The 26239-nt window shown below is 41.0% G+C and carries 19 protein-coding genes; 9 read left to right on the top strand and 10 right to left on the bottom strand.

Annotation, left to right across the window (positions count from 1 at the left end; genetic code table 11):
• Positions 1-40 precede the first annotated feature (40 nt).
• On the bottom strand, positions 41-559 hold the full coding sequence (locus tag AAA970_RS20330) for an outer membrane beta-barrel protein (protein WP_338238731.1): 519 nt from the start codon (positions 557-559) through the stop codon (positions 41-43).
• Between the two features lie 270 nt (positions 560-829).
• Here AAA970_RS20330 and AAA970_RS20325 point away from each other — a divergent pair, with 270 nt between their 5' ends.
• Positions 830-1279 carry an OmpH/Skp family outer membrane protein gene (locus AAA970_RS20325; RefSeq protein ID WP_338238730.1) on the top strand — a complete coding sequence of 150 codons (450 nt, stop codon included), beginning with the start codon at positions 830-832 and terminating at the stop codon, positions 1277-1279.
• A 419-nt stretch (positions 1280-1698) separates the two neighbouring features.
• Here AAA970_RS20325 and AAA970_RS20320 read toward each other — a convergent pair whose 3' ends face one another.
• The 6 genes from AAA970_RS20320 to AAA970_RS20295 form a co-directional block, all read right to left on the bottom strand.
• A complete protein-coding gene (locus AAA970_RS20320) occupies positions 1699-2175 on the bottom strand; it encodes a YchJ family protein (RefSeq protein WP_338238729.1) in 477 nt (158 codons plus the stop codon).
• Positions 2176-2322: 147 nt separating this feature from the next.
• Positions 2323-3339 (bottom strand): glycosyltransferase family 2 protein, encoded by a 1017-nt coding sequence (locus AAA970_RS20315; protein WP_338238728.1) that lies wholly within the window; start codon positions 3337-3339, stop codon positions 2323-2325.
• Positions 3340-3402: 63 nt separating this feature from the next.
• Positions 3403-5829 carry a GumC family protein gene (locus AAA970_RS20310; protein WP_338238727.1) on the bottom strand — a complete coding sequence of 809 codons (2427 nt, stop codon included), beginning with the start codon at positions 5827-5829 and terminating at the stop codon, positions 3403-3405.
• A 6-nt stretch (positions 5830-5835) separates the two neighbouring features.
• Complete coding sequence (locus AAA970_RS20305; RefSeq protein WP_338238726.1) at positions 5836-6642, bottom strand: polysaccharide biosynthesis/export family protein; 807 nt, start codon at positions 6640-6642, stop codon at positions 5836-5838.
• Positions 6643-6844: 202 nt separating this feature from the next.
• Entirely contained in the window at positions 6845-8209 is a 1365-nt protein-coding gene (locus AAA970_RS20300) for a sensor histidine kinase (RefSeq protein WP_338238725.1), read from the bottom strand.
• Positions 8206-8913: a response regulator gene (locus tag AAA970_RS20295; RefSeq protein WP_060689411.1), complete on the bottom strand. Its 708-nt coding sequence runs from the start codon at positions 8911-8913 to the stop codon at positions 8206-8208. Before AAA970_RS20295 ends, AAA970_RS20300 begins: the two co-directional genes overlap by 4 nt.
• A gap of 875 nt (positions 8914-9788) precedes the next feature.
• Here AAA970_RS20295 and eno point away from each other — a divergent pair.
• The 7 genes from eno (at position 9789) to AAA970_RS20260 (ending at position 20248) form a co-directional block, all read left to right on the top strand.
• A complete protein-coding gene (eno, locus tag AAA970_RS20290; protein WP_338238724.1) occupies positions 9789-11069 on the top strand; it encodes a phosphopyruvate hydratase in 1281 nt (426 codons plus the stop codon).
• A gap of 725 nt (positions 11070-11794) precedes the next feature.
• A complete protein-coding gene (locus AAA970_RS20285; RefSeq protein ID WP_338238723.1) occupies positions 11795-13822 on the top strand; it encodes an LruC domain-containing protein in 2028 nt (675 codons plus the stop codon).
• 464 nt (positions 13823-14286) lie between these two features.
• Entirely contained in the window at positions 14287-16005 is a 1719-nt protein-coding gene (locus tag AAA970_RS20280; RefSeq protein ID WP_338238722.1) for an ABC-ATPase domain-containing protein, read from the top strand.
• A 571-nt stretch (positions 16006-16576) separates the two neighbouring features.
• The gene (locus tag AAA970_RS20275) at positions 16577-17233 is read left to right on the top strand and encodes an LbetaH domain-containing protein (protein WP_338238721.1); all 657 of its coding nucleotides are present in this window, start codon (positions 16577-16579) and stop codon (positions 17231-17233) included.
• Positions 17234-17280: 47 nt separating this feature from the next.
• Positions 17281-18579, top strand: coding sequence for a DUF1800 domain-containing protein (locus AAA970_RS20270; protein ID WP_338238720.1), 1299 nt, complete (start codon positions 17281-17283; stop codon positions 18577-18579).
• A 12-nt stretch (positions 18580-18591) separates the two neighbouring features.
• Positions 18592-19785: a DUF1501 domain-containing protein gene (locus AAA970_RS20265; RefSeq protein ID WP_338238719.1), complete on the top strand. Its 1194-nt coding sequence runs from the start codon at positions 18592-18594 to the stop codon at positions 19783-19785.
• A gap of 91 nt (positions 19786-19876) precedes the next feature.
• Complete coding sequence (locus AAA970_RS20260; protein ID WP_338238718.1) at positions 19877-20248, top strand: DUF983 domain-containing protein; 372 nt, start codon at positions 19877-19879, stop codon at positions 20246-20248.
• Positions 20249-20857: 609 nt separating this feature from the next.
• Here AAA970_RS20260 and AAA970_RS20255 read toward each other — a convergent pair.
• Positions 20858-21982 carry an outer membrane beta-barrel protein gene (locus AAA970_RS20255; RefSeq protein WP_338238717.1) on the bottom strand — a complete coding sequence of 375 codons (1125 nt, stop codon included), beginning with the start codon at positions 21980-21982 and terminating at the stop codon, positions 20858-20860.
• A gap of 161 nt (positions 21983-22143) precedes the next feature.
• The gene (locus AAA970_RS20250; protein ID WP_338238716.1) at positions 22144-23502 is read right to left on the bottom strand and encodes an ammonium transporter; all 1359 of its coding nucleotides are present in this window, start codon (positions 23500-23502) and stop codon (positions 22144-22146) included.
• 594 nt (positions 23503-24096) lie between these two features.
• Between AAA970_RS20250 and AAA970_RS20245 the strand changes: the two genes are divergently transcribed.
• Positions 24097-25428 (top strand): MATE family efflux transporter, encoded by a 1332-nt coding sequence (locus AAA970_RS20245; RefSeq protein WP_338238715.1) that lies wholly within the window; start codon positions 24097-24099, stop codon positions 25426-25428.
• Between the two features lie 308 nt (positions 25429-25736).
• On the opposite strand, the gene AAA970_RS20240 is transcribed toward AAA970_RS20245, so the two are convergent.
• The gene (locus tag AAA970_RS20240) at positions 25737-26165 is read right to left on the bottom strand and encodes a hypothetical protein (RefSeq protein ID WP_338238714.1); all 429 of its coding nucleotides are present in this window, start codon (positions 26163-26165) and stop codon (positions 25737-25739) included.
• Positions 26166-26239 lie beyond the last annotated feature (74 nt).

Here is a 26239-nt window from a genome sequence, read left to right as displayed (position 1 = left end):
GGGAGTCAAGGCGACCTTTACTAGGGGGAGATTATTATTTTTATTTTCCGATGAACCAGGCGAAGGTGAGCCCGAAATCAGAAAAGGTTGGAGAAACGGTCGTTTCAATATTTACTCTTTCTGAGATGAAATAGGTTACACCTGGTCTTAAATTAAAATATAAACCATTTTTTGTACCCTCCTCTCCCGAAGGATCGTTTTGTGCGAAGCCCAGGGAAGCCTTACCTACCAAACCAAGTGCATTAGTAAACATCAAATAATATCGTACGTTGCCACCAATTTTAAAGGTTGAATTTGAAAAGTCTGTATCTCTGTAAACGAATTCCCCGCCTACGGCAAAGTTGTTAAATAAGAAATAATTGATTTCCATTAAGAATCCAAATTGATCAACCGAACCGGGTTCAATAGCTAAATTTAAATCCATTCCTAACCTTAGGCTACCTGCCGTGATACTGGCGTTGGTGATATTTTCAATCTGGGGTACACTGTTTTGTTCCTCTTGTGCCCATGCAGACATGCTCAATATCAAGCAGCTAATTAACAGTAGTATAGGTTTCATAAAATTCTATTTGATTTTGCTTAAAAAATAGAATTGAAAAGGATTTGTTTGAGGCAAGGATGAAAAAATAATTATTTGAAAAGGTCTAATAATGAATTGATTAGCTAAAGATGATGTGTAAAATATTTCTTTGAAATAGTCAATTATTTAGGTGGCGTTTTTATTCCTCAAAAAGCCGTTTTATTTTGTGGCCTGAATCAGTTGGATATTATGTTGAGATTGAAAATTTTCCTTTTTTCTTTATTTCTTATTGGATATAGCCAAATTTCCATGGCGCAGGTAAAGGTGGGATATGTTGATGTGGATTTTGTATTGGAACACCACAATGGCTTTAGTTTGATTCAGGCCGAGTTAGAATTATTTAAACGTCAGATTGCAGAGAAAAGGGCAAAGAAGATGCAGGAGTATCAGGAGGCCATTATTAGCTTGGAAAAATACCGGGAGACCTTCAATGATAGTATTGTGAAAACCAGAGAAGCACAGGTGGAGGAAATGCGTAAGCAACTCATTGCAATGGATGGTAGTACCCAAATGGCCATTATAGAAAAAGAGCAATCCTTGTTTCAGCCGGTGTATAATAAGGTGGACATTTTTATTAAAGATATCGCCCAAAAAGAAGGATTTACCCATATTTTTACTGCCAAGGTGCGGGGGACGGTTTTTATGTTGAGTGGAGCAGAGGAATATGACCTGACGCAGGAGGTGCTCGAGAGATTCTAAAATAAATAAAAAAAGGCCTTCTCAAAAGTAAAGTCCGGTCTTGGAGAAAAGCATATTTTAAAACACGCTCTTAGGAGGGTACTTGCATTATAGACAAAAAAAGAGGCTATCTCGATTTATGAGACAGCCTCTTTTTTTGCGCTTGTTCCTCCAAGCCTTTAGTGTTGATGTAGCTTTTTGTTGATTCTGTGTAGGGAGTCCTGAATCCATCCAAGTCCTCCAGTAAAACAAATCAGCAAAAAAATGGTGAGCGCGAGAAATCCTAAAAATTTAAAAACTACCATCTCTTTAAAAATTTATGTTGTACACTAATATCCAAAATTAGACCTGATCTACACATGTCCATTCTGGACATTTCCTTGTTTATTTTATATACGATGCTAGCCTGAACCTGGACTTAGGATTTTGCGCTGTTGGCACTATTTACCACAACATTTTTTATATTTTTTACCACTGCCACAGGGGCAAGGTTCATTTCGCATTACCCGATCGCTTTTGGCTTTTGGATTGATAGCTCCGCCAACATAATACCATTGCTCGTCACGTTTTTCAAAAATTGAACGTTCATGGTGTTGTTTGGTTTTTCCTGCGTCTTTATAGTAGGCCTTGAACTCCACTACGCCCTCATTTTCTTCCGGACCATCATTGGTGGAAACTATTTCCAGTCCGCTCCATTCCGTTTTGTAGGCCCAGTCCAAAACTGCTTTTTGATCGATTTCTCCCTGTTTTTCCGGTAATGTGGTTTTGGTTATATAATCCACATTAACTTTTACGTGGGCAGTATATCGTGATCGCATCAGGTCCAAAGGGGTGGGAGCGGGTGTTTCTCCGTCAATATATCTTCCACAGCAATCTGCATACAGGCGTTGCCTTCCGCAAGGACAAATCATACTCATTAGCTTTTATTTTTTTGCAAAAATCTTCTTTTTCTGGCAATTCACCATGAGAATGATCGGTTTTTAGTCCAAAGCTTCATTCTTTCTTTTATTAGAGCGGAATAATACCATTTTTGGAACTGGCGGAAAAGGGGTAAAGCAGTATGGTTAAGCAAAAAGGATAAAATCACGGCCCTCTTTGTATGATTTTTTCAGCAAGAACTGCTTGATTTTTTCCCGGCTTTCCGGAATGGCGATTAAGGAAAGAATAAACAACTGATCTTCTGAAGTTTTATCGGGAAGTTCCAGGTAGTGCAGGCTGTGGTCTTTTTCACATTTCTTTGGGTCTACATCGATGTAGCCGTGAATTGCAAGACCATAAGCTTTAAGGAAGTGAATGCGCTGTTTTGTTTTTTTTCCTGCTCCCCAAATCATAATTTTTTTATCGGTAGCCTGTATTTGCTTCAGGTGTCGCATCAGATACTCACTTTTGATTTTATAGAAGTTTTCTTCGGTATATCTGAAATTAGTGCGGGTTAGTCTGCTGGCGGAATCCCGCCAGATAATTACCGGATTGTCTGTTTTGGCCATTTTGGCACCCTTTTCCTGCCAGCGTAGCAATAATTCGTAATCCTCCGGAAAATTACCGGCCCGATAGGTACCGAATTTATCAAGCGAGGATTTTCTGAACATCAGGGAAGGGTTTACAATAGGGGACTCAATAAACATGGCTTTTTTGATTTCCTCTTCGGTTTGTATGCTATTCACCCAATCCACATATTTTTGAAAGCCTCCTGAGGGGATTTCCCCCTTTTCAAACCGGACGAGCCCGCTGCAGAGGTCTACATCAGCTTGGGTCTGCAGGAAGTGTATTTGATCACTGATCCGGGAGGGCAGGGCAATATCATCAGCGTCGAGTCGAAGGATAAAATCCCCTTTCGAATTGGCCAGCCCTTTATTGAAGGCAAACATTACCCCTTGTCTGCTTTCTGTAAAAAGGTGAATTTGCGGGTGCTGTTCCGAATAAGTTTTTGCTATTAGCCTACTGGCCTGATCAGCATTATTGTTTACCAAAATGATTTCCTGACGGGGATAATCCTGTTGCAGCAGACTTTCAATGGCTTGGGCTAAAGTCTCAGCGGAATTGTAAAAGGGAATAATAGAGGAAACGAGGGGTTGTGGCATAAAAAAAAGGATTTTGACAAAAATACCAAAATCCTTTTGATCTCCTGTATCAAGCGGGAGGGACTAATTAACTTTTTGTTTGAGCTTTACTTTTTTGCCGTTTTTATTCTCATAGGTTTTGGAATAACTGGCAGCATAGGATTTGTACCGATCGGAAGTAAAATATCCGGCTTTTACACAGTTTAGTAAAATGGAAATATTTTGGATTTGTTTTTTTAGAAAAAGTCCATTTATTTTTTCGAGTAATTGTGCTTTGGTATAATTGGCACGAACGACATAAATAGTGTTGTCCACCAATTTCCGAAGGATAATATATTCCGACACAAAAGTAAGCGGAGGAGTATCCACAATGATATAGTCATATTCCGCTTTTAACTGCTCGATTAAATCATTCATCCGGTTGGAGGAGATCAAATCAATGGGGTTAGGCGGTGTGGGGCCCGCGACGATTACGTCCAGATTTTCTACTTCTGTTTTTTGCTTAATTTCATTTAACTCATGCTGACCTACTAAAAAACTGCTCAGTCCTTTTTGCGTGCTAAAATTGGAGGCGGTCCAATAGGTGGCGATTTTTGGTCGCCTTAAATCTCCCTCAATAAGGATGGTCTTCTTTCCCGCCTGTGCTAACACCACACTTAAATTCAGGGAGGAAAAGGTTTTTCCTTCCCCGCTAATAGAGGAGGTTACCCCGATGATCTTATGCTCCTCTTTGAAAGTGAGGTATTGTAGATTCACCCTGATGGATCTGAATGCCTCTGCTAATACTGTGTCCGGGGCATAGTGGGTCACCGCAACTGTCTTTTGCATTTCTTTATTTCCCACCGGCACCTGGCCCAGGATGGGGATTTCGGTTAATGTTTCCAATTGTTGTTTAGAAGAAATGGTGTCATTCACTGCATCCAGAAGTACAATGATTACCAAGGGAATTAAAATCGCAAAAAACAGGGCGAGCAGGTAGGTGATTTTGGGCTTGGGGGCTACGGGGAAGTCACCTTTGAGCATGGCCTGGTCAACGACCGTTTTGTTGGAAGTATTGGAGGCAATGGCGATGCCGGCTTCAGCTCTTTTTTCCAGCAGGTAATTGTAGATATTATCATTAATATTGAACTGCCGCTGTATGTTTACCAATGCTCGTTCATTGCCCGGTAATTTGCTCAGTGTTTTTTTGATCTGCCCTAATTGTTTGTTCAGGTCATTTACAGCAAATTCTGTGGTTGAAATAATATTACTGACGTTTTCCTTGACAGCAGATTTACCATTTTTGATTTTGGCATTGATTTGCTGGACCACAGGGTTATTGGATTCCGTGCTGTAATCCAGGGCAGCTTTTTCCTGATTTAACTGGGATAGCTCAATTAATAAATTGGTTAAAAGCGGATCATCTACACCAATAGAAGAAGGTGCTACAATATCCTGAAAATCATTTTGGGAAGCATTTAGATATTCATAGATGTACTCATAATACTTGAGTTTTGATTTTAATTGTCGCTGTTCCGTTTCTAACCGGTCAAGCTTAGCATACAGATTGGTGGAGGTGGTGGAAATGTCCAGAATTTCATTGTCGGACCGGAAAGATTCCAAAGACTTTTCCACGCTTTTCAGGGAGTCACTCACCCCTTCGAGTTGGCCGTCAATGAACTTAATGGTTTGGAGCCCCAGTTCATTTTTCCTCTCCAAATCAGTTTCCAGATACACCTGAATCAGGGTATTGATAAAATCAACATCTTTTTCCGGAAGGGCTCCCCGAATCCCGATTTCCACTATGCTACTCTCTTGCGAAATAGGGTTAATACTTGTTTTATTTTTGTAATCCTTCGTCATTTTATGCAAAGGATTAATTCTGAAACTGAATTGTTCCTGATAATAATCACTCAAATCTGTTTCATGGAAGGTGATTTTAAATCGAAAATAGTCATTGCTGAACCATTTATTAATCGGGAATTCTCCCTCGAAGGAGGCATTTTCTATCTTTTCTTTAGTCTTCAGCTCGGTGGTCATATCGTACAGCGGACCATTTTCAATGTCATAAAACAGCTTGACGGTTTGGTCATCCAGGACGATAAAATTAACGTACTGTTGGGCCACCTGTGGTTTTGACCGATCGAACTCCACCGTAAAAGGGCTGGTGCGGTAAAGCTCTTTCTTTTTATATTGATTTCCTCGAAAGTAGGAGATATCAAATTTTTCTAAACGTCTCAGGGTTTTTTGGACCATGGTGTAAGAACCCAAGAGGCCTATTTCATCCTCCAATTCCGTATCCTGACTAAATAGCTCCATGCCCTTAATAAAGTCTTCAGGAGCTTTGTTTCCGGATTTTTCTATCAGTAATACTTTAGCCGCCACCTCAAACACCAATGGAGAGGTGTATATGTGCCAAAATGCGATCGCCAGGCAAATGGAAATGGAAATGGCGAACCAGTACCAGTGTTGCAATGCTTGTTGAAAAAGTGCTCCAATATTTAGCCTTTCTCCTTTAATGATTTGTCCCATAAGCTATTATTGAAGATAGTTTAAAACGAGTACCAGCGTAGAAATACCTGCAAAGAAAACCGTCAGCAGGCTAAGATTAGAGCGAGAGGTTACTGCTCCTATTGGTTGAATATACAGTATGTCATTGGGCTGTAAATAATACTGTCTTTTCCCCAACAATTCAGAATCCCGAAGATCCACATAGAATACTTCATTGCCTTCCGGGGTCTGTCGGATAATTTTCACATTCCGGCTTCCGTTAATGGTAAGATCTCCGGCAAGACCGATTCCATGAAAGATTGTCGCTTTTGAATGAAAAATGGTGTATCTGCCCGGCATTCTTACCTCTCCTAGAATGGTAATATTAAAACTTACCAGTTTGGCGATTACCGTGGAATTCTTCAAATATTGGTCTACACTTTTTTGAATCAGATCTTGTGCCTGCTCTATGGTATTCCCGGCGACCTTTATCGCCCCAACAAAGGGAAGTGAAATTTCACCTTTTTCATTCAAAGAAAAGCCGGTGAGGTAAAATGATGCTTCCGCTTCACGAAAACCTAAATTATTGCTTTTTTGACCTTGTCCATTAAAAATTTCTGCTGCTTGTGGATCAGGCGAAAGGACTTCAATGGATAATACATCGTTGGGTTGTAGCCTGTAAGTTTCTAAATCTTTGGTTTGGTAGGTTTTGACTTCTTCCGGGCTAAGTTCCTCGTCATTGAGATAAACCAATTTTTTGTTGGAGACGCAGGCGGTACTACCAAAGAGTGACAGATAAAAAATGAAAGTAAGATTTGCCCTAAATCTTTCGGATATAAATTTCAGGATAGGCATGAGGTCAGGTTAATGTTAAAACACTTGCGCAGCAAGATTTTAAACTTTTAACTTCAAAATGCGGTAAAGGTTTTTCCTGAAAAAAGAAAATACCGATAGAGGAATTGTGTCAGGATAAATAGGGAAATCGAAAGAGGAAATCCTCATTTTTCGGATAAAAATTACAAAGCAAAAAAAATCAGCACAATGGCTGATTTTTTCTTTATTTTTTCTGCTTGGATTTAAAGGTTAAATGAGCGGTCGTGCCTACTCCAACTTTGGATTCCAGCTCCAGCTTTCCGCCACAAATCCGGATAATTTTAGCCGCTAAAGCCAGTCCTATTCCATTTCCCGGAGCAAAATCTTTGGCTCTTTGTGATCGGTAAAAAGGTTGCAGGACTTTTTTTAAATCCTCCGGTTCAATCCCGATTCCTTGGTCGATCACTTTGATGTTGGCAGTCCCATTGGCATGGTAATACTCGACTTTAACCGGACGCTTTTCTGAATATTTAAGCGCATTTTCTACCAAATTACCAATGGCTAACCTTAGCAGTCCTTCGTTGCCCATCACTTCCATTTCATCAAAATCTTCCGGCAAATCTCCAAAATCCAATACCACTTCTCCGGCAGGTTGTTGGGCATGAATTTCAAATATCAATTCATCCAGTCGGATGGGGGTTAGCTTTTCCGTTAACATCCCTTCATTTGTTTTCGCTAAAGTCAACAAATGATTGATGATTTCCCGTAAGGATTTGGCTCTTATCAGAGCGGTTGCTATGCCTTCCTGGTATTCTTCCGTATTTCTCTCTCTCATCATCATTACCTCCAGCTCCCCAATCAGGGCGGTCAAAGGAGTTCTTAATTCATGAGAGGCATTGGATACAAAGCTTTTTTGCTGTTGAAAGCCGTCCTCTATTCGATCCAGCATGCCATTAAAGGAGTGTGCCAGTTGGGCAATTTCGTCTTTCCCGTTCCCTTCATCCAGTCTTTCTTCCAGGTTGGAGGTGGTAATATTACCTACATCGGAAATAACGTCATTAATGGGTCGCAAAACTTTTTCGGCAAAAAACCAGCTGGTCAGCATCACAGTGGCCATACTTACCAGATAGCTCAGAAAAATAATCCATTGTAAAGTGGCCAGATACGACTCTCCATTACTGTCCACCGCACAGACCACTACCACATATTCTCCAGTATTATCCCGTTTGTACTGGGCTACATAGAGTCTTTTTTTGTTAGTGAAATGCACCGTCTTTTCTTGTTTTACCTGCTCAAATGTTATGGGCAAATTTTCAAATTCGGGATGGTGCGGCGGAATTACCGGTTTCATTTGATCATTAAATATTTGATCACTTTCATCTGGTAATTTTTTAAGGTATCTGGCAGCGAAATCTGCGTAAATCGTGGCTTCTAATTCGTCTTTTTCAAAGTAAATTTTGGAGGATATCTGAACTCTTTGTTCTAATCGCTCATAAAATTTGACTTCAATGATTGCCTGTGTAACATTATATACCGCTCCTAAAATGACAGCCAAAAGGAAGCCAAATAGGAGCGTAGTGTTTAAAGCAATCTTTAGACGGATTTTCATGCCGAAGGAGCTTCTTCGTCTTTAAGAATATATCCGAAACCGACTCTGGTATGGATTAATTTTGTGTCAAATTCTTTATCTACTTTCTTTCTCAGGTAGTTGACATAAACATCCACAATGTTTGTCCCGGAATCAAAGGTAAGTCCCCAGATTTTTTCGGCAATGGTAGCGCGGTCCAGTACTTTGTTTTTGTTTTTCAAAAACAACTCCAAAAGGGCAAATTCCTTGGCGGTTAACTGGATCTCTTTACCGGAACGTGTTACTTGTTTGTTATCCAGGTCACAAATCAAATCTCCGGCAACCAATTTTCTATGTTCGGTTTCTTCCGGCTGGCTGCTTCCCAAAGAAGATCTGCGAATCAAGGCTTTAACTCTTGCCTCTAATTCACTAAAATCAAATGGTTTGGCCAGATAATCATCCGCGCCAGCGTTTAATCCTTTTACTTTGTCATCAGTGGTATCCAGAGCCGTTAACATTAAAATAGGCACCTCATAGTTGGTCATTCTAATGTTTTTACAAACCTCGATACCATTCATTTTTGGGAGCATTAAATCCAAAATGATCAAATTAAAAGTATCAGAAGTAGCAATCTCCAGACCTGTTTTTCCGTCTGCAGCTACGATCACTTCATAATTTCTTTCATTCAGACCTTTCTTAATAAATTCCGAAATCTGGAATTCATCCTCAACCAATAATATTTTCATGATTCAAAAACGTGTAATATATAAATAATCCTTCGGGAGTCTAATAAACAAATTTCGAACCAAAAATTAAAAAATTTAAATTCTTCTTTATGGGTTCGGCTACTTAGGAGACTATAAAATTTTGGAAAAAACCCTCATTATTGATCATTTTAAGGATAATCTATTGAAAAATAGTGAGGTGTATTTTTGTGGCGGACTTGGAATTGAAAGTAGGTTTAGGTTTAAATAAGTCAAAAAAAATTAATTCATAGAAATCTAACTCCTGGGATGAAATCGGTATAAAGTTAAAATTTCACACTTATTTATTAATATTTTAATTTCCCTAAATGTTTTTTTACGGGTCAGGCTTCGACGCTTATGAACTATAAAGTTACTAGTGTCCGATTAGTTTTATAGTCTCCAGATGTCTTGCTGAAAAATCGCATTATGGGAAGCGATTTTGGAAAATTTGTCAACAATAGGGATGCTATTCTCTCAAAATAATCGGGCATCGCTTCTGCAATAATCAAATTCTCCTGGCGAATTTTGGCTTTTAAACACGCTCTGAAAGTGTTGATGGATAATGATTTTATTTAAGCTGCATTATTTCCTGTTAGATGCAGGGAGGCTGTGATAAGAAATCCTATAAACAGCACATACAGCGAGCGGTGTTGCTGATTTTTTAATAGCCCACATTTAGGTGAACTTGTTTCTCCTCCTTTATTGGAAAAACTCCGAATAAGATGACTATTCCTTCATTTTTCCGTCATTCCGCTAAACCCTGTTTTATACATGATTAATCGGCCAGAACGGGCTTTTTTATGAATTTTTCTGAAAGCAATAAATCATTTTGCCTGCGGTAGGTCTATTATCTAATGGGTATAAAAGGTTAAGAAATGAAAATAGAAAAGATTTTTGCACAGGAACTTTTGGATTCAAGGGGAAACCTAAAGGTCGATGTGGAAATTACATTGAAAAATGGGGTTAAAAGTAGGGCAATTGTGCCTTCAGGAGCTTCTACCGGCGAAAAGGAAGCAGTGGAGCTCAGGGATGGTAATGCTAAGAGGTATGGAGGGAAAGGTGTTTTGAAAGCGGTAGAGCATGTAAACGCCATCATTGCTCCGGCGCTTCATGGTTTTGATATCACGGAGCAACGGAAAATTGATCATGAAATGATTAGTCTGGATGGTTCTGAGAATAAGTCCAATCTTGGAGCCAATGCCATTTTAGGCGTTTCTTTGGCAGCGGCACATACTGCTGCGGCCGCTTTAAATATTCCCTTGTTTCGCTATATCGGTGGAGTTAATGCTTCCGTAATGTCGGTTCCCTGCATGAATGTGATCAATGGCGGAGTTCATGCACAAAATTCTATTGATTTTCAGGAATTTAAGATTGCACCGCATAATGCGCCGGATTTCGAAACTGCCATACGAATGGGAGAGGAAACATTTCATGCTCTAAAAACTGTGCTACATCATGATAAATATAATACTGCTGTCGGAGATGAAGGTGGATACGCCCCTGATTTGAAGTCAAATGATGAGGCGGTGGAGTATATTCTGAGGCCCATTGAAAAAGCGGGCTATATCCCGGGCGAGGATATTTCCATTTGCATTGATCGGGCCTCCTCAGAAATGTGGAAGGAGGGTAAATATTTCTTTTTTAGCAGTACTCAGGAACTGAAATCTTCGGAGGAAATGGTTCGTCTGTATGAGGATTGGTTATCAAAATATCCGATTGTTTTGTTGGAGGATGGTTTGGGAGAACATGACTGGGACGGATGGAAAACCCTCACTCAGGAGCTTGGGGATAAAGTAGAGCTTGTTGGGGATGATATTTTCTGTACCAATCCTAAAATTTTACAAAAGGCGATTGATCAGGGCGTGGGAAATTCTATTTTGATCAAGTTGAATCAAATCGGGACATTAACGGAAACGCTGGATACTATTTATTTAGCGCAGCAAAACCACTATGGTTGCTATGTTTCTCATCGTTCGGGTGAAACGGAGGATACGACCATCGCGGATTTGACGGTGGCCATTGGTTGCGGACATCTTAAAACAGGTTCCGGCTGCCGTTCAGAGCGGATAACTAAATTTAACCAGTTGCTTCGGATAGAACGTTATCTGGCCGGACAGGCACAATTTGCAGGCCTTTCAGCTTTTAAAAAGCACTAATGCTTTTTGTAATAGTAAAAGGTTTTGAATAACAATTAGCCCGAATTATTCCTCCTCAGCTGGAGTAGCTCATTCTAAATTAAATAATATCAATGCCCTATGGTGGATTTGTTGATTTTGTTAATCGTCCAATTTGGGGTGAGCTTACTTTCTCTTCCCTCATCTGCTACATTGAAAAAAACGAAATAGTAAACTTTCCTATATTTTTCCCCATAGCGGCTACAGGAGGATATATGTTTGAATCATCAGGTTTGAACAGGAGAAGTCATGGCTCAAGGAGCTACCATAAGATTGCTAGTGTATTCCTGTTCCCCACTATTAGCGAAGGCGTTTAGGTTTGACGTTAAGAGATCATCACTTAACCTGAATTATTCACCGCTAGATTCAGTGAATTACTTTAACTTGCTTAAAATCAAAATACTACATTATTTCTGCTGATTTCTGCATAGCCCATATTTGGGTAAGCTTGCTTTCTCCTCATTCATCTGCTTCATTGGTAAAAACTCGAAATAGGAAAAATTCCTTTATTTTTCCCGCCTTGCAGCTAAAGGAGGATTAAAGCATAAATAATCCGGCTTAGATGAATTGAACCCAAAATGGATATCTTTATTTGATCATGTAGGCAAAAGGATATGCATGTCATAAAAATGCATTATTTTTACAAATAATTAGATAAAAAAATATGATTGTCGTTTTCTTTATTAAGAGAATTTATCTTAATCGACATGAAAATTTTTGAGAGACTAATAATTTGGCTTTTTGCCCTTGCTTTAACAGCCTGTTATCAGACCAATCCTTATGTGGAAATCAGTTCCACTTTACCTAAGGTAGCAGATGATTTTACCTGGTCTGCCAGCAATTCCTCCGATTGGAATGTTATCCTGCCCGCTACGGTGAAGGAGGATGATCTCGCTTTTTTAAAATCCGGAGGTCAAATTTTTGCCGCAGCCCAGGTTTTAAATGGCGAATTAGCCTTTCATTCCAAAGTCCCATTAAATCTTCAGGAAGTAAGCCTTTGGATTCCTTCGGGAAATTATACTATTGCGATTTCGCCCAATGGAGGGAATTTAGATTTATCATTAACTAATGGCAGCAATTTGCGGATAAGCAATGCGGTGGATGATGCTTACAGTCGGGTGGATAACCTTGGAGGTGACATTACCATTGATGGGGAGGCTGTTGCCTTGGAGGCGGTTGCTTATGACAGGATTACTCTGAAAAATGGGGGTAAAGCGGTGATTATAGGAAGTTCCGTATCCTGTTCCCAGTTAATGTCCAATGGTAATACCCAAAATGATTTGGTCATTGCCTCGGGCGCTAAATTTACTATTGGGAGCGGTTTTACGGATAACAAAACCAATGTGTCCAACTATGGAGAGCTGATTGTGAATGGGAATTATATAGTAAGTAGTGAGCAATTGACCCACAATACGGAGGCGGCTCTAATGCGGGTAAATGGCAATATGAATAACAATAATTTTGTAGAAAATCGCGGGAGCCTCACGGTAACCGGAAATGCGCATAATAATGGCCAGGCTACCATGGATAACTATTGCGCGATGTATGTTTTAGGTGATTTTCATCAGAATAATACCATGGGGCATTATGGGTATATCAGTGTAGGAGGGAAAACAACCTTTGCCGGTGCTACTTCGACTACATTTTCTGATGGGGCGTTTTGGGAAGGTGAAGGAGATATTAATGTAAGCGGGAATTTGTATAGTGTTAGTGGAACCGCATTGATAGCTACGGTTGCCGAAACCTCGATTACCGGAGCGGCAGGTGTTGCTACTGCTTTGAGATTTTGCACGGGAACAGGGGCATTTAAAAATAATATCCTTGGATTGGACGAACAGGAGGTGATCAACTGTAATTATACTACTTCTAATATTGACTGCGGCAGAACGTTCACCTTTAGCCTTCCGGATGCGGACAATGATGGGATAGAGGATGAAAATGATGATTATCCAAACGATCCAAATCGTGCTTTTATGATGCGCTATCCTGCAGTTGGAGATGTAGTTGTGGGGTTTGAGGATCTTTGGCCTAATAAAGGAGATTATGATTTCAATGATATGGTAATGGCCTATCATTTAGAATATGCCCTAAGCGCCAATAATGAAGCGGTGGACCTGAAGGTGGTGGGGAATTACCGTGCACATGGTGGAAGTCTGGAGAATGGGATTGCATTAAGATGGCTCTCCGGGGGACAAGTTATCAGTGGTGATTTATTCAGCAATTCTACTTATGGTGTTTTTGATCAGGGAAGAAAGGATGTATTGCTGCTTTCGGAGAACATTACGGAAACCCTTTCCCCTTATTTCAAAAACCATGGATCTGGTCCTTCAGCCGCTCCGCAGGAATTCTCGGCTACTTTGACTTTTGTTCCAGGCTTAAGTGCCTCAGATATCAGCGCCTTGTCCACGAATGCTTTTATTTTTAGATCCGCAGATCGTACTCATGAAATACAACAGGTGGATTGCAGGGCAACTGCTAAAATGAATACGGCTTTATTTCGTACCGCAGATGATGATTCAGATCAATTAAACAGATGGTATAAAACCGTGAATAATATGCCATGGTCCGTTGAAATATTATCCGGTGATGTGAATTTCAAACATCCGCTAGAAAATATTAATATAGAGGAAGCTTATCCGGATTTCAGAGAGTGGGTGGAATCCAATGGGCAGGCTAAGCAGGAATGGTTCCGATACCCTAATGAAGCGAAGGTTTTCAATTGGGATGAATTATAGCGTATAGTCCAGATTTTCATCAGAATCGCAATTGATGGTAGGGGAAATTAAAAGGTCGTGCTTAGCTTTTCTCGAGTGAGAAATGAAAAAGCGCATAAAACAAGCCTCTCCAAATATTTGGCTTATTTTAATTTTCTTTACAGGACTTAAAATTTAAAGACGTCTGGTTTTGCTTGAAATTCAGGTGGAATAATGGGGTTGGATAAATCCTTTTAATTGAGGTCATGGTGAACGCCATGGCCTTTTTTTGTATGTTTGATTTTTGAGCAATAATCATGGAAATGGTATAGCCTGGCTTATAGATAACAGTCTCTGTTCTTTCGAAAAGTGAATAAGGAGGAATATTAAGAATGCCCTCATCAGCAGCAAATGAACGGTTGCTCAGTTTTTTGAAGATAGGTGGTATTGGTGGTGGGGGATTGTAGGTCAACATTTCAGGTATATCCGGATAAAATGAAAATAAGATGCATAAGTTAAAGCAACTATTACATAAAATTGATGGGCAGTCCTATGGTGCCTATAAATCCATCAAAGGGAGATATGAGTTTGAGCGATTTGACCTGGACATTATTAAGGTGCAGGGTGATCCCTTCGCCTCCCCTTCGCTGTTGGAAGTCAGTTTTTTGTTGACTGATTTTGGCTTTGAACCTCAATGCTGGTCGAATGCGGACCGCCGCTTGGGTTTGGAAAATGGGATTCATCACCTGGCGTCGGACGCTTTGGGCAGAGGTAAAAGGAGAGGCAGTGGTAAAAGTGGGGCCATTCAGATTCAAACTGTTGGACAGACCATGTTCAAACGATCCTCTGTGGAAGTTGAAGGCAATAAAGTATTTATCAAATTTTATGTAGGATTGCCAGCGGCGGGCCGAAGGGTTTTAGGCCGGGAAGCGATGGAGATGTTACTCACTGATATTCCGGATTGGGTGGAGCGCATGGATTTAAATGACAATGGACAAGCTTTGAAAATGGAGCGGTTTGCCCTCACCAATGAAAAAGCAGAAGCAATCCGAAAGCATTTGAAAGCGAATAATTGGCTGGCCTTTATTCAAAATGGGAGTGTTTTGGCTCGGAAGTCCGGGGTGGATGATCGCCCTATGGAGGATGCAGTAAAATTTCAAAGCCCGGCATCCATGGAAGTAGAAATCTCCGTATTGGGAGAATCAATGAAGGGAATGGCTATTCCGCATGGGATTACGGTTATTACAGGTGGTGGCTTTCATGGAAAATCTACTTTATTGAATGCACTGGAATATGGGGTTTATAATCACATTCCCTCAGATGGCAGAACCTATTGTATTACCGATGAAAATGCGGTGAAGGTAAGAGCTGAGGATGGGCGTTATATGCAAGGGGTCAATATTTCTCCATTTATCAATAATCTACCCCATAAAAAGGATACGGTGAATTTTTCCACCGAAAATGCCTCCGGTTCTACTTCTCAGGCGGGGAATATTATGGAGGCCATTTCTTTAGGTGCGAATGCCTTACTTATTGATGAGGATACCTCGGCTTCCAATTTTATGGTGCGGGACCAAAAAGTGCAGTCATTGATTAAAGCGGATAAAGAACCTATTACGGCTTTTATTGAACGAGTGCAGGATTTGAAAGCGGCCGGAATTTCTTCTGTGATGGTGATTGGCGGTTTGGGAGATTACTTCGAAGTGGCTGATCAGGTGCTGATGCTTGATGAATATAAGGTGAAAGAGGTGACTGCAGAGGCTAAAGCCATTATTGAAAAATTTGGCGGACACCAACGTACGGTGGAGCATCAGGCAGACTTCCAGCCTTTTCAAATGAAATTGGACTGGCCGCGCATTAAATCCCATTTCGGTGATCGGGCTAAAACCAAGAGTCGTGATTTGGATGAAATTTCAGTCAATAAAGATAATATTAATATACGGTCTCTGGAACAGCTGGTAGAGCCGGCACAGGCGAATCTTATTGCTGCTTTATTGGCGAAAATGGGTAAAGGTAATTTTGGGTCCGGTGATTTGGCTGCTGTGGCGACCGAAATGCAGGAGCAGTTGAACCAACAGAATTTTGAAGATTTGACCGGCCCCAGCGGAAACCTTTCCTTTGTGCGCAAGTATGAATTTGCAGCGGCAGTCTCCCGCTGGAAGGTGAGTGAACAACAACCGCAGAGAGAAAGAGGAGGAGGCCGAAGATATGGCCGTCGACATTAGGGGAAAGGTCTGCTTATAAGAGCATGTTTAAAAACACACTATCCGGCTGCAAATTCGAATTATTGGAAGCCATTTAGGATAATTTTTCAACAATAGCGATGCTATTTTCTCAAAATAATCCTTTATCGCTTCTGCAATACTTCAAATTTTCGCTGAGAATTTTGGCTTTAAATATGCTCTAAAACGATAGATCTCATTGAATTGGCATTTGTCGGTTTCCCCTCTGGTGGTAAAATTGATCGGTTTTACCGCCGGAGGGAAAACTTGTATACCAACACCTTTTCGACTTCCTTTCTTTTGGGGGGAAGTCTTTCTGTTTTTATTGTTATCTTAAGTTGAATTATTCACTGCCAGATTCAGAAAACCATTCTAAAAGACCAATTGCGAGCTTTTTTGAATGGTTTTGCTAATTTTCAAATAGCTCAAATTGGGGTGAGTCTGCTTTTCCTCATTTATCTACTTCCTTGGAAAAAATTCAAAATAGGAAAAACGCCTTTATTTTTTCCGTCTTGCAGCTAGGGGAGGATTCAAGTCTGAATAATTCGGCTTAATTCATTGAAATTTTTATTGTATGAAATCCAGTCAATTTTTTGATCTCAGCCATTCCATCTTGGGGAAGGTATTGGAGGACCGTAGTCCCTTCCAGGTGATTGCGGATTTACCCCATTTATTGCCAAAATTAATGGAACGTTTACCGGATCACTATCAGGAAATCATGCCGGATGTTTGGGTGGGAAGAAAGGTCGCTATTGATCCCTTTGCGAGAATCATCGGTCCCTGTATTATTGGAGAAGGTACGGAGATCAGGCCAGGTGCTTTTATTCGTGGAAATGTGGTTATCGGTGACCACTGTGTTATTGGCAATGCGGTGGAGGTGAAGCAAGCCATCTTGTTTGATGGGGTACAGGCTCCACATTATAATTATATTGGAGATGGTATTTTGGGCTATAAAGCGCATTTGGGTGCCGGAGCTATTATGTCGAATTTTCGTTCATTGCCGGGAGATATTACCATTAAAATGCCGGATGGTAGCCGCTATCCCACGGGGCTTCCCAAGTTCAGTGCCTTAGTGGGCGACCATGTGGAGGTAGGTTGCCAAGTAGTTTTAAACCCCGGTACCGTTATTGGGAAATCTTCCATGGTTTATCCTTTGCAGTCGGTAAGGGGCTGGCTTGGGTCCAATTTAATATTTAAGAGTCCGGAAGAAATAAAAAAAAGAACCTCATAGATTAAACCGTCCTTCACTTTCTGCATCTAAGATTTAAATTTTTTGCCATGGAACAATCAAACTATTATCATCTGTTGCAAAGAGCGGCTTTTGGCTCTGCTTTGGGGCAGGAGGTGATGAAAAAGAAACAAGACAAAGTGGTGGATGCATTAATGGCAACCGCAGTTGGCATAAAGCCATTGGAATTTCGCCCGCCAAAAGGGGTGGGCGAAATAATGATGATGGGCAGTGCGGCGCAAAAAAAAGATTTGCAAAAGGCTTCCCGGGAAGCGGTCATGAGGTTGAATGTGCAGTGGATGAGACAAATGGGCGATCCGGATTTAATGGTGAGAGAAAAGGCGGTTTTATTCTGGCATGGGCATTTCGCAACAGTGGATCGTAATCGGCCGGATTTTGCCGCAAGCATGAACAATACGCTTCGTGAATATGCCTTGGGAGATTTTAAGTCTCTGGTTTTGGCGGTGTCCCGTGAGCCGGCCATGTTGCGATTTTTGAATAATCAACAAAACAAGGCGAGTCATCCTAATGAGAATTTCGCCCGGGAATTAATGGAGCTTTTTACATTGGGCCAGAGGCATTATTCCGAGCAGGATATCAAAGCGGTAGCCCGGGCTTTTACCGGTTGGGGTTTTGACCGGGAGCAGGAGTTTAAATTCCGTCAGAAATGGCATGATCAGGGCGAGAAAACGATTTTTGGGCAATCGGGAAATTTTGGAGGAGAGGAGGTCATTGATTTAATTCTCGAGAAGGAACGCTGCGCTTATTTTATTACCGAAAAAATTTGTCGTTACTATGTGTGTCCAAATCCCGAAGTTCATCAGGTCCAGTATTTTGCAGATACGCTTTATCAGGATCAGTACCACATCGGCCGATTATTGAGTCGAATTTTTAAATCCGACTGGTTTTATGAGCAAAAAGGCGGTTTGATCAAATCCCCTGTGGAATTATTGGTTGGGATCGGAGATATATTTGATTATCAATTTAAAAACGAAAAGGCCGCCGTAGCACTACAGCGAAAAATGGGGCAGGTTTTGTTTTCTCCCCCTAATGTAGCGGGCTGGCCGGGTGACCGGCATTGGATTGATTCCAATACCATGGCCATTAGAATGAATTTGCCTTTTGCACTTTGGTCAGGTAAAGGTGGGAAAAAAGAAAAGCAGGAGCGGGTTCAAAAAGAAAGGGTGAACACCAAATGGGAAGGGGAGGATTTGGAGGCGCTGTCAGCCATTCTCCTGCGTAAGCCACTAACGTCAGCCTCGAGAGAAATCTTGAGTAAAATGCATTCTAATAATCCCGCTATCGTATTACCGGCCATGATGGCCCTACCAGAATTTCAATTAGCTTAAGCCCCTGAAGTCATGAAAAGAAGAGATTTTATAAAAACATCTGGTTTGGTGTCTGCCATGGGTTTATTGCCCGGTTTTCTTCATCCCTTAAAAACGCTGGCTGCCGGCAGTATTCAAAAGCGTTTAGTTGTGGTTCAATTGTCGGGAGGCAATGACGGTCTGAATACCATAGTCCCTTTTCGGAATGATATCTATTATCGGGAACGACCGGTCATAGGTTTAAAAGGGGAACAATTAATCAAGGTTTCGGATGAATTAGCCTTCAACGCCGCGGCCAAAGGAATGGTTGAATTGATGGACAAAGGATGGTTAACGGTGGTGAATGGGGTGGGGTATCCGAACCCTAACCGTTCTCATTTTCGATCGCTGGACATCTGGCAATCAGCAGCGGCCGCTGATCAATATCTGCCTACCGGATGGTTAGGTCGATATCTGGACAGTAGTTGCGGAAAACAAAGTCAGGTGATTCAAACGGGTGGTGGTCTGGACCTGGCCATGAAGGGAGAAGAACGAAAAGGTTTAGCGATTGAACAGTTAAGGCAGTTTAATGAGGCCTGGGGAAGACCACTGCAAAAGCGATTGTATCAACAATTGCAGGAGGAGCATCTAGGAGAGGATAATTTGGGTTATTTGTACAAGACTTTTGCTGATACCATGTCTTCTCATGAGTATATTAATGAGCGCTTGTCTCAAAAAGTTCAGGGATCTGATTTTGGGAATTCTGATTTGGGCAGGCAGTTGGCACTGATTGGGAAAATGATGCAGGCTGAGATTGATGCTCCGGTTTATTATGCCTCTACCTCCGGATTTGATACACATGCAGGGCAGCAGAAAACACAAGAACGCCTTTGGAAACAGACTTCGCAGGCATTATTGGAGTTTAGTGAATATCTGAATAAATCCAATTTACTGGAAAATACCCTGATTATGGTTTTTTCTGAGTTTGGAAGACGTGTCAGTCAAAATGCCAGTCAGGGGACAGATCATGGAACGGCCGGTAATCTTTATCTTATCAGTAAAAATTTACCCCAGGCAGGTTTCTACAATGAGCTGCCTTCCCTCACCGATCTGGATGCCAATGGTGATTTGAAATATTCCGTGGATTTCCGATCGGTTTATCGCTCCGTACTGGAGGATTGGCTGAAATCCCAAGATCAGGTCATTAAGGATGCGAAGGTAAAAAGACTGAAAAATTTAATAGTGTGACGTTTGTCACCTAAACACCCATCTTTATGCAGTAATTTCTTAGAGGATTCAAGAATTTTTTTCAATTTCATTCAAAATTAAGACTATAGGAATGAAAGTACTTTTAGAGGGGAAATGCCCTCGTTGCCATGAAGGAGATATGTTTGTACATCCACTGAAAAAGCTGCATAAGTTTTCCGACATGCATGAGAAGTGTGAAAACTGTGGTTTACGCTTCGAAGTAGAACCTGGTTTTTTCTTTGGAGCCATGTATATTTCTTATGCGGTATCGGTGGCAATTTTTATCGGTGTGAGTCTGGCCTTGAATATTTTCATGACCGATCCTCCGCTGTGGTTGTATTTATTGGTCATAGGCAGCCTTGCCCTATTGTTATTGCCCTTTACTTTCCGATATTCCCGAATTTTGTTTCTCCATTGGTTCGGTGGAGTCAAGTTTCAGAAAGAATTTTCAGGAAAGGCCTGAATCAATGACCGGATTGAATTGTATATTTTCTATAGATGGAAATAAATTCCCAATTTGGGAGTATGGGATGTTGATGCATTAGTCGTTTATCCCGAATTAAAAATATTTGATCAGCCAAAGTCTCCTTTTTATCATCATTCTTTGATTAAACCGCACTCTTGGTAATATGGCATGGTGATTGTTTAAATACAGACATAGGTTGATGTTGGGTTAAAGGGTGGAACCATAAGTGGTTTCGCCCTTTTCTTATTTTAGGCGCTTCGCTTTTTATTGTTTCCTCTACGCTTATTGGATTGTATTATTCAGTTTTTCTAGTTCTGGGGAATTCACCCTCCATTCAAATAATATTTCAATTCAAATTTGTTCTTATTCTCGAGGTTTTCAAAACTTCACAAAAGGGCCGTAATGATTGGTTTTGTTTTAGAGTAGTCTCAATTGGGGGGATTTCGCCTACAGTGACGCTCTTTCCCTGTGGAAACTTGAAACCGGCAACCGTTCCGTTTATTTAACCATCCATTTGTGTTCATGCTGTAACCCCAAAAACAAGCAAGGAGCGCCCTAGGACGCTCCCGCTACAGTTTATTTACAGTTGTAAATAATCCGTATTTATTAGAAACTAAATACAGCCGCCATCATTGCTTGGAAACCGGATCCTTCCATGGTGCCATCCATTCTTTCGAATGGTTTTGGCTCGCCGTCACCACCGGCTACATCGTAGCGGATCTCAGGGATTAAGCGTAGAGCGCCAATGTTGTAGGAACCGGAAAGGGTTAGTGCAGTGAAGTTACCTTTCATTTCGTCGGTACCGTCATCAAATAGGGTAGAGAAGTATTCTCCTCTTACGCCCATTCCAAATTTTTCGGAGAACATATAATTCAGGTAAAGTGCTGCACCGCTGAAATTGTCTTTGATCTCAGTGCCTTCAATTTTTGTTGTGGTAGGGGCAATGGCTCCATTGAATCCGATAAGGAAGTCATCGTTTACAGAGTAAGTAGTGGTGATGTCGAATTCCTGAGTAAAGGTGCTTTCTGCATCTACGGAACCACCGATGTAGTTCAAATAAACATCCCATCCGTCAACCGGAGCAAAGTAGATCTGTCCACCGAAATACTTAGGATTAATCGATGCAAATTTGGTATCGGTTTCGTTGAAGATGCCGGCCATTACCGCAAATCTGTCAGAAAAAGCATAATCTGCTTTTAAACCAGTGTGGTAAAATGGGCCGTTAGAGAAAAGATAAGAAGTAGTGTAGTTGAAGTTACCGTTGGCATCAATCAACTCATATCCTACATGGGTGGAGAAGTTACCCATAGTGAAGGTTAACTTTTCTGTGGCCGCCCAGGTCACATACAATTGTTTGATAATAGAGAGGTTACTATCGATAAATACACCATCTTCGATTTCTCCCCCATAGCCATTGGCCTCTAAAGCTCTTGGTCCAACCGCTAAGTCTGCAACAAAACCCACATTCCCAACTTGTTTGGCAAAAACCAGGTTGGCCATGCCCAAAGAGAAGGAGTTGTTGTCTCCGGCAAAAGAAGTTTGAGAATTTTTAAAATTTGCCGCTCGGTAATAGGTGTCTATAAAACCACTGATTTCCAAGGGGCTGCTTTCTGCCGGTACGGCCGAGCTATCCTCAGCATCTTCGTTTTCTTTAGATGCAAAGGTGTTGGTAGTGGCAAAAAGGCCCATGAATAGGACAAATAGCGATATTTTCGTAAATTGACGATTCATTCTTCGTTTGGTTTAATTCTAAAATGACGTGATGGTTTTTTTGGAAAAAGCTCGTTTGGCGATGAGCTTTCCTCGAAGATGTTTGACCCTTTTTTTGGCGATTAAGGGCCAGTTTTTAGGCAGGGAGTATTGGCGTACTCCCTGTTTTTTTTGATGATTGCTTAATCGTCGAATACAATAGTGTATCCTCTGATTCCGTGTTCGTGACTATCCATACCTGCTTTCTCATGCTCAGCGGTAACGCGGATTCCCCAAATAGTATCCAATACTTTGAAGATGATGAAGGATGATCCGAAAGCTACACCACCGCAAACAAGTACTCCGATAGCCTGATTGATTAACTGATCAAAGCCAGCTTTGGCACCGAACATTCCTACTGCCAGGGTGCCGAAGATACCACAAACCAAGTGAACCGATACTGCACCTACACAGTCATCCAATTTAAGTTTGTCCATGGTCATGGCTCCCAATACTACTAAAGCACCAGCGATAAGACCAATGATAATCGCTTCTAGCGGGCTCATTAAATCAGCACCAGCGGTAATTCCTACTAATCCGGCTAAAATACCATTTAATCCCATTCCCAAATCTAAACGCTTGAATACGGCTTTAGCGGTTAAAACACCAGATACGGCACCAGCACAGGCAGCCAAAGAAGTCGTTACCAATACCAGGGAAGTGGTTGCAGGATCAGCTGATAATACAGATCCACCGTTGAAGCCGAACCAACCTAACCAAAGCAAGAACACACCGATCACCGCCAAAGGAACAGAAGAACCAGGGAAGTCATTAACTTCTCCATTAGCACCGTATTTTCCAATACGTGGCCCCAAGATCATAATTCCGGCTAATGCAGCCCATCCACCCACAGAGTGAACTAAGGTAGAACCTGCGAAATCATAGAATCCCATTTCGGAAAGGAATCCGCCACCCCATTGCCATGATCCGATAAGTGGGTAAATGAAGGAAACGTAAATCGCCGTGAAAATCAAATAAGAGGAGATCTTGATACGCTCGGCTACTGCACCTGATACAATAGTGGCAGTCGTTGCGGCGAACATTCCCTGGAACAAGAAATCAGTCCAGTAGGTGTAGCCGGAATTGTAGGTTAAATCCAATGCTCCGTCTGCCCCGGTAGGAGAGGTAAGTCCAAAGCCGAAGCCGAAGATACCATCCACCAACCAGTTGCTTGGATACATAATCATAAAGCCCACAATCGCATAGGAAAGTAAGCCGATGGCCGGGGTCAAGGTGTTCTTGAAAAGAATGTTTACTGTGTTTTTAGCCTGAGTAAAACCTGCTTCTACTCCTGCGAAACCTAGGTGCATGATGAAAACCAGTGCGGTGGCTAACATCATCCAAACGTTGTTGGCCGTCAGGGCATTGGTAGACACCTGAGTAGAAAGGGAGTTTAAGGCTTCCGCGGTAGAAGCGCTTTCGGCTGCCGCGGCTGTGGACACCGTCTCCAGGGCGGTTGGCGCCATTGCCAAGAGACTGTCTGCTGCTGTAATAGTAATCATAATAAAACGGTTAATTGAAACCCATAACAGGTTATTTTTTGGTAATTGATTTTCGGAAAATATTCAACCTTAAAAAGATTGAGTTGGATTATTTTCTTTGGTTGAAAGCAATTTATACGAAATTTTTTTCGAACAAAAATTGCAGGAAATTTATACAAGCCTCATGAAATTCATTATGATTTAATTATTGAATTTGTGAAAATGATAATGAACTCGCCTTTTGATTTAGATATCCGCAAAAAGAGGATTAAAATATGGTTAATTTCAAATCTAAAAATGTTATAATTCGAATAATAATTTGGATTCTTAATTGTCGCTGTTTGTAATAAAACAATAAATTTTCAAATGTTTTTTAAAAAATAATCCAAGTAGGGTTGATAATCACCTAGTAAAATCAAAAATGATGTAAAAATTCTGAATCAAGGCTCTGAAAACACCCAAAAGATGACAAAGCTATGCTTTTCATGATTTAAAATAATTAATCTTATTTTAATGCGTGGAGCTGTTTGGTTGGCAAGGGCGGGAATGTGTATTTATCCAAGAAAGGCTAATTATATAGCTGATAGGAAAGCAGGAATGTCTAATTTTACATTAATGAGCAAAATTGATCAAAAAATATTACGGCTGGCAATACCAAATATTATCAGCAATATTACGGTGCCCTTATTAGGGATGGTGGATCTGGCGCTATTGGGGCATTTAGATGATCCTGTTTTTTTGGGCGCCATGGCGTTGGGCAGTATTATTTTTAACTTCCTTTATTGGTCTTTTGGTTTTCTAAGAATGGGGACCACCGGTTTGGTTGCCCAGGCTTATGGTCGTAATGATCGCTCAGAAATGCGATCCTTATTATTTCGAGCCCTGGCAGTGGGCGTTGGGGTTGGTTTGTTATGTATATTATTTCAATGGCCCATCGGAAAGCTCGGATTTTATTTGGTAGAAGGTAGTGCTACTTTGAAAGCGGAGGCCTGGCGGTATTTTATGGTACGGATATGGGCTGCTCCTGCAACGATCGGACTGTATGCTTTAATGGGTTGGACGATCGGTTTGCAGAATGCAAAACTTCCCATGGCCATTACTTTATTGATAAATGTTTGTAATGTGTTGTTGTCGGCATTTTTCATTTATCAATTAAATATGGATGTAGAGGGGGCTGCATTAGGCACTTTGATGGCCCAGTATTTAGGTTTTTTCGTTTTGGGAGGCGTAATATTATACAAGTATCCCTGGGTGTTGAAAGAGGTGAATAGGAGTTTAATCTTTAATTTGAAAGGCATGACTGCCTTTTTCCTTGTGAATCGAGACATCTTTATCAGGACCATTTGTTTGCTATTGGTTTTCAATTTCTTTACTTCCGCCTCTGCGGGTATCAGTGAGGAAGTCTTGGCAGTGAATACCTTATTGATGCAGTTTTTAATGTTCTTTTCCTATTTGATCGACGGATTTGCTTATGCCGCTGAAGCAATAGTAGGGGAGTATGTAGGGGCTAAAGATCAATGGGCTTTGAGAAAGCTGGTTAAGAGGTTGTTCCATTGGGGATTGTTGTTGGCCGCTTTGTTTAGCCTGTCCTATTGGTTTGGTGGAGAGTTGATTTTATCACTGCTGACAAACCAGGAACATATTATTAGGCACGCCCTTCAGTATTTGCCCTGGGTAGCGCTCATTCCACTTATTTCTTTTCCTTCCTATCTTTGGGATGGGATTTATATAGGGGCTACTGCTTCCAAATGGATGCGCAATACTATGTTTCTGTCTACTTTTTTGGTGTTCTTCCCATTTTATTTGGTGGTATGCCGTTGGGATGAACAGATGGCATTGTGGGGTGGGATGTTATTGTTTTTAATTTCTCGTGGCCTCTTTCAGTGGTTGTTCCTCGGGAAGGCTATTCCGGTGCTTAAGCGAAATAATGCCACGCTAGCCGCATAGTATTTTCAAATTGGACTGAGTGTTCATCTTTTGGATCGCTGGATAAAAATGTATGGAGCTTTTGTGAGCATAGCTTTTTTTAATTTTGTCTTGGCTCGAATTCTTTATGCTTTTTTCCTTGTTTAGCTTCAAGGTGCTCCAATGTAGTAACGCTTTCTTATTTCGAGTTTTTTTATCCAAACATATGAATAAGTAGGAAGCAAACTGACTCAATTCTGAGCTATCAAGGCATTAGCAAATACACTATTTAAACCCTGTTAGTGGGTTTTATAATTTTATGTTCGATATCCAGCGGTGAATAATTCGGCTTAGGACACCTGTTCTTGAGGCTTGGTAATTTGAGCGGGCTTCTGAATTGTTAGAGGAATATACAATACCAACTCCCTGATGGCTATAGGAAGCGTGATGAGTATTAATAATCCAAGCAGATATTTGGAAAACCACCAAAGTACGAGACATCCTATACTTAAGGTAATTGCAAGGATTGTCATGGCTCGCGCTGGTATGCGATTAAGGTATTTGACTAATAAGTTCAGCGCTTTTGGGTCAATGGATTTTCGGAACCAAAGGTCATGACAGTACGCCCCCAAGGTGGAACCCAAATGGATAATGGGCCAAAAGAAAAGGGAGGCGGAGAGGTAATGATGCTCGCTTATCAGTACTGCCACGGTTAGATAGAGCAGATAGATCAAATAAAACAAAGTGAAAATGATCGGATTATTCAAATTCTTTTTCATGCCGCTTTCCTCATTCAGGTCCCAAAAAGTTACTATATCAATAAACGGGAAAGCGATTAGCATTTGTGATCCGA

Source organism: Persicobacter diffluens (assembly GCF_036244895.1).
GTDB classification, from domain to species: domain Bacteria; phylum Bacteroidota; class Bacteroidia; order Cytophagales; family Cyclobacteriaceae; genus Persicobacter; species Persicobacter diffluens.
Note: the sequence above shows the minus strand (reverse complement) of the source record. Positions and strands in the feature narration are given on the sequence as shown.